General features: G+C 60.4%; 7 protein-coding genes and 3 pseudogenes. 2 read left to right on the top strand and 8 right to left on the bottom strand.

What is annotated here, in order from left to right:
• The 3 genes and pseudogenes from GA0061098_RS42795 to GA0061098_RS46815 all read right to left on the bottom strand — a co-directional run.
• Positions 1 to 293, bottom strand: a 293-nt coding sequence (locus GA0061098_RS42795; protein WP_165637979.1) for an ATP-binding protein, incomplete at its 3' end; no start/stop codon positions are given.
• A gap of 11 nt (positions 294 to 304) precedes the next feature.
• Positions 305 to 1,828 (bottom strand): IS21 family transposase, encoded by a 1,524-nt coding sequence (gene istA / locus GA0061098_RS42790; protein WP_165637978.1) that lies wholly within the window; start codon positions 1,826 to 1,828, stop codon positions 305 to 307.
• Positions 1,829 to 2,093: 265 nt separating this feature from the next.
• A pseudogene (locus GA0061098_RS46815) lies at positions 2,094 to 2,997 on the bottom strand (ISNCY family transposase); the annotation flags it as partial.
• A 246-nt stretch (positions 2,998 to 3,243) separates the two neighbouring features.
• On the opposite strand from GA0061098_RS46815, the pseudogene GA0061098_RS46810 reads away from it, so the two are divergent.
• Positions 3,244 to 3,572 (top strand): annotated as a pseudogene (locus tag GA0061098_RS46810) (hypothetical protein); the annotation flags it as partial.
• 83 nt (positions 3,573 to 3,655) lie between these two features.
• Here the strand turns inward: GA0061098_RS46810 and GA0061098_RS42780 are convergent.
• The 4 genes and pseudogenes from GA0061098_RS42780 to GA0061098_RS47695 form a co-directional block, all read right to left on the bottom strand.
• Positions 3,656 to 6,154, bottom strand: coding sequence for a CoA transferase (locus tag GA0061098_RS42780; RefSeq protein WP_245323992.1), 2,499 nt, complete (start codon positions 6,152 to 6,154; stop codon positions 3,656 to 3,658).
• Between the two features lie 1,229 nt (positions 6,155 to 7,383).
• Complete coding sequence (locus GA0061098_RS46805) at positions 7,384 to 7,686, bottom strand: hypothetical protein (RefSeq protein ID WP_245323991.1); 303 nt, start codon at positions 7,684 to 7,686, stop codon at positions 7,384 to 7,386.
• Positions 7,687 to 7,726: 40 nt separating this feature from the next.
• Positions 7,727 to 8,233 carry a hypothetical protein gene (locus GA0061098_RS46800; protein WP_245323993.1) on the bottom strand — a complete coding sequence of 169 codons (507 nt, stop codon included), beginning with the start codon at positions 8,231 to 8,233 and terminating at the stop codon, positions 7,727 to 7,729.
• A 416-nt stretch (positions 8,234 to 8,649) separates the two neighbouring features.
• Positions 8,650 to 8,694 (bottom strand): annotated as a pseudogene (locus tag GA0061098_RS47695) (hypothetical protein); the annotation flags it as partial.
• Between the two features lie 1,570 nt (positions 8,695 to 10,264).
• On the opposite strand from GA0061098_RS47695, the gene GA0061098_RS44575 reads away from it, so the two are divergent.
• Complete coding sequence (locus GA0061098_RS44575; RefSeq protein WP_129591123.1) at positions 10,265 to 10,801, top strand: hypothetical protein; 537 nt, start codon at positions 10,265 to 10,267, stop codon at positions 10,799 to 10,801.
• 917 nt (positions 10,802 to 11,718) lie between these two features.
• Here GA0061098_RS44575 and GA0061098_RS42765 read toward each other — a convergent pair.
• On the bottom strand, positions 11,719 to 12,032 hold a 314-nt coding region (locus tag GA0061098_RS42765; protein WP_165637977.1), incomplete at its 5' end, for a transposase.

The following is a 12,032-nucleotide window of genomic DNA, read 5'->3' as shown; positions in this document are numbered from 1 at the left end:
TTCTTGATCCAGTCTCCCTTGAGCAGCATGTCGAACAAGCGGCGGTCGAGCCCACGGGGCGCGCGGTAGTCGATATCCTCGGGCACGGCATGATGACGCAGCTTTGCCTTACGAAGGCGAAGTGCCAGGCGCCGGTTGTTACGCCAGGTCGCTTCATGGTCCAGCAGCAACGCCAACCATTCGGCGTGAGCGAGGCCATGGACCTCCTCGTTGTCGGCGAGGCTCTTAAAGGCCTCGGCCATGCCGGTAAGGCCGAGCTGGGTAAGCAAGTGGAGCGTGGGGTGTGTCAGCATTTTCTTCCCTATTAGTGGTAATAGTCCGAGCCTCTGATGTTGGTGTGTAGGATCGGCTCGCGCTCGGGGGACGTGGGCGTTGCAACGCGATCGAGCCCCTTCTCGAGGATCGATTTGACGCTCGGGTAGTTGCGAGCCTGGATCTCAATCGCGCGCAGCGCGGCCGCCTCGAGGCGCTCGGCGCCAAAGCGTTTCTCAAGCCGGATGATCCCCAGGCACGAACGATAGCCCTGTTCGGGATGCGGCCGATCCTCGATGATCCGGTCAATCAGCAGGCGCAGCATCGGGCCGATCCGGCTTGCCTCGCTGCGGATCTTTGCCGGCGTCCACTCGCCATAGCGCCGATGGCTGGAAGGCATGTGGGCGCTGATCGTCGTGTGCCGCCCGTTGCCGCTGCCGCGCATGTGCGCGGCGATACGCTCGCCGCCCAGGAAGATTTCAACCGTTCGCGCACAGATCCGCGCTTCTACCTCGCGACGGGCGAAGCGATAGGGCACCGAGTAGTAGTGCCGTTCGATCTCGACGTGATAGTCGAGCCCGACCCGGCATCGGCGCCATTCGGCATGGACCCACGGCTCGCCAGGAAGCGGTTTAAGATTCGGCGCGTCAATTTCCTCAAACAGCTGGCGCCGTGTCCGACCATATTGACGCAGCACCCGCTCGTCATTGAGGTTGGCCAGCCACTCAGCGATCGCACCGTTGAGTTCGGCCAGGCTATAAAAGGTTCGGTTGCGCAGCCGCCCCAGCAGCCAGCGCTCGATGATTCCGACGCAGGCCTCAACCTTCGCCTTATCTCTCGGGCGACGCGGCCGTGCCGGCAAAATGGCCGTGCCGTAATGCTGCGCCATATCACTGTAGCTGCGATTGACCATAGGGTCATAGAGGCAGGCCTTGATCACTGCGACCTTGGCGTTGTCGGGCACCAGCAGTTGCGTGGCGCCGCCAAAAAAGCTGTAGGCCGCGTTATGTCCCGCGATCCAGTCGCCGAGCTGCTCGGTCCACGTCGCCAGCGCGAACGACAAGCTGGATGCGCCCATGACCGCGACGAAGATGTGCGCGTCACGCACCTCGCCAGTTTTACGGTCAACCACCGGCACTGTGTCGCCGGCATAGTCGACAAACAGTTTCTCGCCCCCGCCGTGGTACTGGCGCATCACCAGCGGCAGCCGGCCTTCCCAGTTGCGGAACAAATCACAGAAACGGCTGTACCGGTACCCGTCCGGATGCTCTGCAATGTACTCGTCCCACAGCACCTGCAAGGTCACATGCTTGCGCTTGAGCTCGCGGGCAACAACGGACCAGTCAGGCTCGGCCACCTTGCGGCGCCCCTGCTTCACGCCAGGCACCCCGTACAGCAGTTGCTCCAGCTCGGCATCGCTTATCGCTTCCGGGACCGGCCATACCAGACCCGCGCGCCCAAACCGCTTCAGTGTGTCACGTACCGTCGTCGGCCCGATGCCGACGCGCTCGCCAACCACGCGCGTCGAGAGCCCAGCCTCAAGGCTCAACCTCACAATCTCGCGCACCTGGCGCATGATAACCCTCCTCGTCGGCATCCAATTCTCCAAGCTGGTTCAAGCCGGAGAAATGGACCAACGATCAGGCTTCACACCATCCGAAACTGCGCGCGATCAAGTCGGAATGCTGCGCGGAGAATGCTCGGAATGCTGCGCGCGATCATTTCGGAACCCTGCGCGCCATCAACTCGGTACGGTGCGCACCATCATCTCGGAATCGGCAGGCGCAACGCGGCAGTCTTGAGCACGGTCGATCACCGGTCTACTTCACATCGCCGTTCCTTCATCCAGCAGCGGCGGGCTTTCCGGCGATGTGACGATTACGTCGCTTTGTGCCGCGATCCCCAGAGCCAAACACCAGTGCGCTTGCTTGCTCGCTGCGCCACAACAGGAGTTCGCTGGTCCGCCACGGCTCGGCCTCGAACCACTCGCGCAGCTGTGGCGCAGCCTTGACGAGCGGATCAGGGCGTCGCCGCTCTCGCTTCGGCTTCGCAATTGGCCTGTCGGTCGGGCGTCCGGCGCCATGTTTCCACGCGATTCGCAAGCTCGACAAGAACTGTTCGATCGGCGGCATCGCAGTTGGATGGCTTGCTGGGGCGGCGTCGGTGAGATTGGCCGACTGCTCTTGCACGGCTCGGATATCGCGTAGTAAGGCGACCGGATCCAGGCCGGCATAGATTTCATTGACGCGGGCGCGGACGGCATCGGGTGTTCTTGCTTCGGCAACAAGCCGCTGATGTGAGGTCGCGGGGGCGCTGCACGTTTTGTGGACACGCGCTCCGTCGCCTTCCTTTCGAACGATGGCTGGAAACAGTTCACGAACAAGCGGTGGGCGCAGAATCTCCCCAATCCGCTGAAGTACGAACAGGGATGCTGCGTCACAGAGCACTTGCTACAGAGCGACGGCACTGCCGGCCGCTTTGCTCACGAACGCTTCAAAGCGCCCGGTCAATCGTCGCCGCACTCATCGACAGCAATTTGGCCCGAAGCTCTGGCGTCAGGTCGACATGGGCCGTGACGCTCCATCGATTCAATCAAGATCGGCAGCAGGGCCTTCAGGCGATCGCCGCCACCCCCGGTCTGCGGCCTCCCTCTCTGCGTCTCGGTAGAATCCGCGCACGATTGCGGCGCCCCGCTGTCTGGTCGTCAGGGTCGCAGCGCAGCAGCCGCATCGCAAGCTTCCGATGCAGGCCATTAATCGCGACGAACTCGTCGAGAATACGGCGCTTTTCGATGCGGCTCGATCCCCTCTAGCGCCGCGCTAAAGCAGACTTCAATTCCTTGCGCGTCGCCATACTCAAATCGCTGCCCCTGCGCTCCCTTGCCATGGGGGAGCAATTTACGTGAGGCAACAACTCAGCATTCAGGAACATTTCTGGGGACGCAATGCGCACCGTCACCTTGATTGCCGCGCGGGCGCGCTTTAACAGGGCTTCCCGCCAGTCGAGGCCCGCCGCCTCTTGCGCCGAGTGGAGTTCCACTACGTCCGCAAGCATGCCAGCTGGCTGAAGATGGTGGAGATTGAGATCGGCGTGCTGCGCCGCCAATGCCTCGACAGGCGCATTGGGGATCGCCGACAGCTCATATCCGAGATCCCCGCCTGAGCGACAGCGCAACACCCTCACGAGCCCGCATCAAATGGATGCTCACAACCGAAAAAGCCCGCGCCAAAATGGGCCGTGCTTACCCTTGGCAGGCGCCACCAAAGCGACTTCTGCCAAAGAGTCATAATCACTGTGCAGCGGTACTAGTGCGACAATAGTATTAACGCTATACGCGGAAATATGATGTGCTGTCACTAGAGTTGATTGTACACTAGCCAGCCTTGAGCAAGTGTTTGGAGAGTCAACGCGGGAGAAACTCGCGACTCCAGCCCTCACTTACTGCGCCAACGGCGATGAGCTCGGTGATTGCGGCTTCCGTGTATTGAAATGAGCGCAGGACATTGCGCGTCGACGCGCCGAACTTTTCTGAAGCAGAGAGATCGTAGACTTTTCCGAGAACAGGCCGGATGGCATACTGATCGACCTGTGTAACGGCATATCCACTGGGATGATCGACAACCGTTGCGAAGGAATAGCTGCCCTGCTCCGTGCCGGGAGTACCATCGGCAAGTCGTGTGTTTGCTGAGCGCAAGGCCGCGAGCGTGTCACAGATCGCGGCGCCTATATCGGCCGCGTGAAGCCGTGACAGCCACTCCTCGGCCGAGGCTTTCCCGAAAGCCTCGGTGAGAAAGGGCGTCCACTCATTCTTCGGGACATCGGCGAGCAGTTCAAGTCCCTCGACCTCCGCGAACCGTGACATATCACGCTCGGTCGCGCTCAGCATGACGGTGGAGCCGCAAGCTGACTTGTAAAGACGGGTCAGAGCGTCGTAGCCTCGGGCCTCGGGTCCCGCCGGCTCGTCGAATGGTCCTCGCCCTTTGTAGTCGTACCAGAAGGGAATTTGCAGAAGCCCGGCTACCGCCGAAAGCGACGTGCGCGGCCTTCCCGCGCGGCCCACTCTCCCCCTTTGATACAGTGCGACGCCTATGGCCAAGATCGCACCGACGCCGCCGAGCAGATCGATCGTACCGACATGAGCGTGCTCTTCGGGCGTTTCCATAGAACCGCCGAACCTCAGCATGATGCCGCTGGTGGTCTGGACAAGATCGTCATAGCCGACACGATCGGAGAGGGAACCCTGACGGACGCCCCCGAAGCAGTCGATCCTGCAGAAAATCGCCTGGGGATTGATCTTCCTCAAGCTGTCCGGGTCCAGCGCCATATTCTGGACCTGCCGTTCGGTCGCATTCCAGATCACCACGTCTACGGATTTCACGAGACGTTCAAAGACCTTACGGCCACCGGGCGTGGTGATATCCACCAGTGTCGAACTCTTTCCGCGCGACGAAATCATTGCAGAGATGACTATCCAAGGGGAAAAACTTGGCGTCACTGGGTCGAGCTTGATTATCTCCGCACCGAAGCGTGCGAGATAGGATGCGGATTGTGGGCCGGCGAGAACATTCGACATGTCCAGAACTCGTACGCCATCAAGCCACCCGTTCAGAGATGCAGCGGATAGCGCTTGTGGCCGTGATGACGAAGTCGCCGATAGTGCGGCAAGTGCTTCCTCGAAAGTCACCCACTTCCGTGGGTTCGGCGTTAGCATCGCGCTGCCGCTTTCCTCCAACCAAGCCACTGGTCCAGGTTGGATCATTTGCCCATAGACCGGATCGTCGACTACGATGGCGAGGCCCGCTTTTCGAGTATGGTCTTCCTCGATCCATTCCTGGAGCGAACGTTGCGCCGCGCCGGCAAGCCGTGCTTCTTCAAACATGCGCTCCCATTCCTTCGCAGGCCGGGTCAGGAACACGGCTTGCATCCTGTCGGCAATCTTTTCGGGCCACTCCCCCGGTAAGGGGGCGCCAAGCAACGTGTCCGAAGGCCATTCGTCACTGGGGAGCCAGGCGCTCCCCTCGACAAGGCCTTCGGTGACAAGTTCGTCATAGAGGCCCAGAAGCTGCAAGATGCGCTTCGTGTGAAATTTGTTGCCTGCCGCTACGACGTAGAAGCCTCGGCCGTCCTGGCATTTGTAGTTCCGGTAGAATGGATCGAGCAACTTGTGCAGAGCGTCGTACGAGAGGTCCATCGGCAGGCCGGCCTCGCGCCGGCGGGCAATCTCCCGCCTGCGACGATCCATCTTGTAGCGCGCCGGAAGATCTTCGATTGCAAATGAGTTCCACGCTAGGCCCTCCATGAGCGCGCTGGCCAGCGGCACCTCGATCTGATCGCCGACTCCGCTGCGCTCCCGCGCCTGAAGCGCCAGCACAGCGGCCGCCGCCGCAAATAAACACCCATATGCCGATGAAATGGGCAACGGCGTGAAGAAGGGGGTCGCCCCCATGAGAACGCGATTCATCCCCATGTCGGTGAATACGCCCGATGCCGCGGCGATAACCGATTCAAATGCGCGCCACTCACGGCGCAGCTCATCGTTGGCGGCGAAGCCCGGAATGGACACGGTGATGAGCTTCGGCTGCACCTTGCGCAGCGCTGCGAAGTCTATGCCGAGGCGGCCAAGCACGCCGGGACGGAAATTCTCGATGGCAATGTCCGCTTCGCTGATGAGGGCCTGCGCCTCCGCTAGGCCCTCCTGCGTCTTAAGGTCGACCTTGACGATCAACTTGTTGCGATTGAGTGTCGCATTGGCTGGGCTGTCCCACAGAGGGCCGGACGGCGGGTCGACGTGCACGACAGTGGCACCGAGATCAGCAAGCATCATTCCCACCGCAGGTCCGGCAATGTACTGACCGAAATCAACTACTTTTACGCCCAAAAGAGGAAGATCACCGGCAGTCACTCGACACTTTCCGCGCTTGACTCTGCGGCCTTGAAGCCGACAGAAGGTTCATTTTTCACGGAAATATTATCGATGGCGAAAGCCGAATTTCATTAATTTGTCCCCTCACGTAGTCGAAACCCTGCGCCGACTCGGCAGAATTCGCGGACTCCTGTTCATTACAACCACGGAGGCGATCTGGGCTTTTAAACGATGAACCAGGCGAGCCGTGGCCGATCTCACTGGCAGGTCGAGCGATCGAGGTGAGGTTTGTCATTTTTTCCGCGACAGCCGCGAGGCGCCCTACGATTTGCAGCCAGATGGGTCTGGTTCAATCTAGCAGTGGCTCCTAAAAGGCACCCAACCCACCCGCACGTTCCACCCGCACGTTCGCACCGATCAACAGCGCCATACCGTATACGGGAGCGGCATCGGTCCGACCGATAATGTCAAAGTAGGCGACGTGCGCCGGCAGTTGGTGCACCGTCGCCATAAGCATGGTCAAATCGTTCGGTGCGCCGAAGCAATGCCCATGCACAGCTGGATCAACGGCGCCTCGTCGATCGGCCCCTCCTTGATCAAATCATGCACCATCTTCGTTGGCGCACAATTCCTACCGGAAACAAAAATGCCCTCCGCTGCCGATCACCGCAAATGCGCGTGATGAAAACGACAGAACCTGACCTCGGCACGACCAACGCGCCGCCAAGAGCATGGCCCGCGGCGTCTAGCGGCAAAGGCAACAGCGATGGTAGTAGCTTGGTTATGCCGGAAGGTATTTGTCGTCCTCGGTAATCCGTCTAGCGACTCGAGTCGATCAGACACAATCTGGTAGCCGAGTACTTTGAGGATGGCCACGCTATGCTCTCCGTATCGAGGGGCCGCCACGCTCATCCTCAAGCGGCGGAGATCTCCTCGCAGCCAGCTGGGCGCGAAATGCTCGACCATGGGAGCCGATTTCGTGAGGATATTGAAAGAAGACAGGAGATTCTTCTCCGTCGCTGGCGGCGATTTGATCAGGTCTATCGAGGTCACGGACGTGGGCTGTCCTTAATTTAGAGAGCTACCAAGCGCGGTGCCCACCAACTTGACGGGTTAAGGATTCTTCCCATTCGCCAGTCATCCGAGGGCTGCTTCGAGCGAGGCTCATCACTGCAATGTTGATTGGAGGCTAATCGTGTTCAGATAGCTGATGCAGGTGCAGTTTTGACGCGTTTTGGAGATATGTAACCGTCCGGTGAGGCTTTTAATTACCCACATCGTCGACGAGTTCTGATTGAGAGGCCGAAGGCGATGTCGTTGAGGCGTGTTAGGCCTCGCCACACCACCATGTTTCCTGGCGGCGGATCGTGGTTGCGCGCGAGGTAGCCGCCCAGCATGGCAATCTGGAGCAAGTAGGTGGCGAGGGTCTTGCGCAAGATGCGCGGCTTGGACCGCGCCGCGTCGATGGCATCTAGCGTCGCGATTTCGGTTGAGGTGAGGACTGTCTCCGGCGCAGCGTCGGGCTTCGCTCGTGCGGACATGGTGAGGAAGAAGATGCGCCAGCTGACCATCGCGATGAGGGCGAGGAACTTGGTCAGCCGCTCGGCGGTCTCAAGCCTCGCCTCTTCGGCGCGGCAGCCAGCTTACCTTGTGAAACACCTCTGCTTTCCAGCGCAAGGCGTACCATTCGAGCTTCTCGATGGCCATGGTGAAATCTCCGACCGGCAGATTGGTCACGAGCTTCCAGTCGATCGGCGGACGGCCCACCGGCGGGTCGATCTCAAGGGTGTAGGTGAGAAGCTGAGGAGTGTATCGCTTCTGCTTGCCTATGGGCGGCAAGGTTTGGATTGCGGCGAACTTCACGTGCACGCACGCCGTCTCATCCTGTCCGATCGCCACGTAATGGCGTCCCGCCCAAGGCGTGGCCGAGAGCTGGGCGAAGACCCGATGAGCTCCATCCCGTGGCTCTGCGTCGGCGGGCGCGCCGGCCAATCGGTTGGTCTGCACTCGCACCAGAAAGCGCGTGCCGAGATCCTGCGCCAGGCAAAAGAGCTCGTAGATGTCACTCTCGCGGTCGGCCACATGCACGCAGCGTTCCGGCGTGCCCACGAGCGCCATCGACTGGCGCAGGTTCTCCAGCCAGCGATAGCTTTCCTTCGTCTCGATCGGTACCCGCGTGCCCCTTGAGCGTCCAGGTCCCCTTGAACTTCGTGCGTGTCCAGAACTTCGCTCCCGTCAGCCCGAGCGGCGTGCCGCCGAGGGTTACGGCCAGGCTCGAATGCATCAGCACTCCGCACAAAGTCACCACTGGGCTGACCCGCCTTGTAACGTCCGGCGTTGATGGTCTTGGTGAAGCCGATCTTACCCGGCTGCGCACGGCGGTAGATGAACTCGGTGGTATCCTGCAGAATGAGGATTGGTCCTTCGCTCGCCGCGCAGCGCATGGCGGTCGCGGCAAAATGGCCGGCCAGCATCCCATGCTCGGTAACGCGCGGATTATCGAAGAAGCGATAGGCCGCCTTCGTCGCCGCCCAGTCCCCGCACGCGGCCGGGACCGGTTGGCCAGGTGCCGCCGACATCTGATCAAGGCAGGCGGCCAAATCGGCGCGCCAATCGCTTGTCCGGCAGCCCTGCCGAAACGACTTCGTCGTCATGCCAGCCTGCAGCACCGGCTCCCGTGTCTCCGCTCATCTGTGACGCCTCCGCGAATCGGCGTCACAAACAGAATCACAGGCGATTCAACCGATGCAAATCCTACGCGGAAGATGTGGGTAATCGAAAGCCCCACCGGAGGCTTACGGAGATATGTAACGCTGACTATCTGCAGTGCGGTCGAGGGATTGAATGGTTGCGGCGGCGTTTGTCGGGAAGGTTCGCCAGTAAGGCCCGCCTGAGCTTCGCACTTGCCCTCTGCACGTGTGACGAAGCCGTGCACCGAGTTCGCGGGCGCCCCAAGGTCGTTCCGGCTGAGCGTGATCCCGTTCGGCGCAGAGCCCGCGGCGGTCAATTGTGCAGCTCGCCCGTCGTCATCCACACCGTGCCCGCGGAGAAGAAGCCTGCGAGTTGCCGGTCAGTGCCGGGGCGGCGTCGGCGACCGGCCGAATGGCGCTCATCAAGGATGATGAGCGGCGCAAACCTGGTGAAGGTCAAGCGCTACATTGGCGATGCAGTCCGGACTCACGAAAGACTTGGGAGCTAGCCAGGCGCGCTCCACCCCGCCGCCGGGCGTTAGTTCAGTGGGGCACTGCGATGAATGCAGGTAGTTCATGGTCCTCGAGCAGCTGTCGGGCGCGCCCATGCTGTCGAGAGAATCTGCCACGCATCGCTCGAGGTAAACCATGTCGAGGTCGTCTCAACCGGCATTCCGTGGAGATTACCAGGAGATATCAGGTCGGCAAATACTCCCGACTCCAGCTCTCGCTGATATTGCCGGCCGCGAGAAACGCGTCGTTGTCGGCGTCCGTGTATTCTAATGACCTTTTTTTGAGTCGACCACCGTATTTCACGGCGGGGCAAAGTGCACAGACTTTCACCACCGCGGGGCGAACGCCCTACCATCGAGCTGCACGACCGTACGGCCGCTCGGGTGGTCAGGGTATCTCGACAAAGAGAAGCTGCCTCGTTCGGCTGCCGGCGCGCTTTGCGCCGGTCGGGAATTTTCAAAGCTAATCGCAATGATGGTCGCGCAGATTGCCGCCTCGATATCGGCCGCATTCAATCTCGCCCCCATTCTTGTGCAGTGACCTTTCCGATGGGCGCGGCAATGAACATAGATTGGTCCTGCGCTGGGATCTCGGCCGTCCGCTCCAAACCAGCGACCCTCGCAAGCCGAGGCAAGTCGCTTTCGAGCGCGTTGATGTTTTGGTTACAGCTCGCCACGTACAGCCGCGCCAGTGCGCTGAATCCCTTGGTACCGGGCCCGGCCGGTTCGTCAATTGGATAGTCGTAGAATAAGGGATCTGCAGCAGGTCTTAGATGGCCATCAGCGACGTCCTGAGCCGCCCCACCCCACCGGTCTTCGACTTCCGGTACAGCGCAGCTGCAACGCCAGGGCCAAGCTATATGCGCTCCGCGCGTCGATCGTCCCGAAGTGCACATGCTCTTCGGGAGCGTCTAGTGAACCGCCAAAACTGCGCATGATTCCGCTCATTGCTGGGCGATGTCGTCGTAGCCGAGGTCGTCGCCGCGCGGACGGAAGCTGACGGTCTATCTGATGAGCGAGGTCGTCGAACAGCCGGTCGACCATCCGATCATCCGTCCCTCGATAAGCGCGGTCGTCCAGCCTACGATCTTGCCAACGAGGATCCCGAATTGGCATCGGCCCTCTCGCCCTTCACCGGTGATCGCGTGAATCGCTTCCTGCACATCTCGTCGCGAGCTGCCGCTCTTGTAGTGCAGAACAAGATACAGCGCCATCTCGGCCAACTGACGGGCACCTGCTTTGATCTCTCCTCTAAAGTAGAGGGCAAGGTCCGACACCAGGCCTCAACGTCATTGCTCAACGCTTCTTTCAGGAGCTCGCAGGCTTGCATAGCGATGACGATGATGCGCGAAATGCAGCTTGCCGCTCCATGCGAGCTGGCCGGGGCGAAGCTGAACGATTCCGCCGTGCTGAAATCCTGCATTCCGGGTACGAGGAACCGGAGCACACCGAAGACCAACGTTTTCACGCCATCGCTAGCATAAAGGTCAGCCCCTCTCCGGCTGGTTCAAGGGCAAGGTTAACTTGAGCGATCTCGATCCGCCGAAGGCACCTAGTCGATGTTTTATAACGACAACCCTCCTCGCGCGAGCGTCCGCATATAGATGTCGTCGGACTTCATTGTGCCACTCGGGGCGGGACGGCGCCTTGTGATTGCCGAGGCACCTGTCGAAGTTCATGTGGTGGCCGCGCGAACCACATAGTCTGTTAGACATACGCCTGGTAGCATCGACTGAAACACCGTGCACGTCCAAGCGAACGCGGATGCAACACTGGCGGTTCTCGCCAGTACTTCAGGCGTGAGCGCCGGCAGCATCTCGCGTGCAAAGGACGCGTTTCGCTCCACGATGCGGTGAACGCTCATGTCTCCAAAAATGAAATGGAGCCTTATCGTGCAAGTGGTCCAAGGTCGCGAGCGAGACTTCGTGAAGTTGCCGAGGCTCCGGCCAGTGGCGCCGTGAAACGACCAAAAGGATGCAAAAGCGGCTATCAAAGGAAAAGCGGACCCAAGAGAACATGTAAAAGATAGAGAGAGAGAGAGAGAGAGAGAGAGAGAGAGAGAGAGAGAGAGAGAGAGAGAACTCACCGTTATCCTCGTGAACTCTGGCGGCGCACGGATGCAGAATGTGCGGCGAAGATTGCGAAAATGTCGCGGCTAGTAGCTAACGTGTCCGGATCCGCGTCGCCACCAATATGAGCGCGGTATCCACCTAAAAAAAATGAAATGTATGCCAAAAAAAGCGCGGCGACCTCAAGTATAGAGCCGTACAATCGGCAGCGTATCCTCGTGTAGGACGAAGACGTAATGATCAGTGGAATCAGATCTGCGCAAAGCCAGTGGATTTATGCTGGGGTTACGGCGAAGCACCTCCGCGTGGGTTTGGTGATCCACCTCGGAAACCTACGCCGTGCTTGCAGCCTTCTTAGAGCCTGACTCAAAAAGGCGCGTAGATGCTTTCAGGGGTGCGGCCAGGCGGCGAATTAGGAGCCTCAGATGGGCGGCGAGCAGCCAGGCGCGCTCGGTGGCGGCAGAGCCTTCGAAGTCTTTGGAGAGGCGCCGGCATCTGCCGAACCATGCAAAGGTCCGCTCGACGACCCAGCGCCTGGGCAGGAGCTGGAAGCCTTTGACGCCGCGCGGCCGCTCGACGATCTCGATCGTCCAGGGCCCGCAATCTGAGAGTGCGTTGAGGAGTTGTTTGCCGCGATAAATCCGGT

It is taken from the genome of Bradyrhizobium shewense (assembly GCF_900094605.1).
GTDB lineage: Bacteria > Pseudomonadota > Alphaproteobacteria > Rhizobiales > Xanthobacteraceae > Bradyrhizobium > Bradyrhizobium shewense.
Note: the sequence above shows the minus strand (reverse complement) of the source record. Positions and strands in the feature narration are given on the sequence as shown.

Bases quoted from the DNA above. Each gene is read 5' to 3' on its own strand.
- istA (WP_165637978.1), bottom strand. From the start codon at position 1,828: ATGCGCCAGGTGCGCGAGATTGTGAGGTTGAGCCTTGAGGCTGGGCTC.
- GA0061098_RS46805 (WP_245323991.1), bottom strand. From the start codon at position 7,686: ATGGTCAGCTGGCGCATCTTCTTCCTCACCATGTCCGCACGAGCGAAG.
- GA0061098_RS46800 (WP_245323993.1), bottom strand. From the start codon at position 8,233: ATGGCGCTCGTGGGCACGCCGGAACGCTGCGTGCATGTGGCCGACCGC.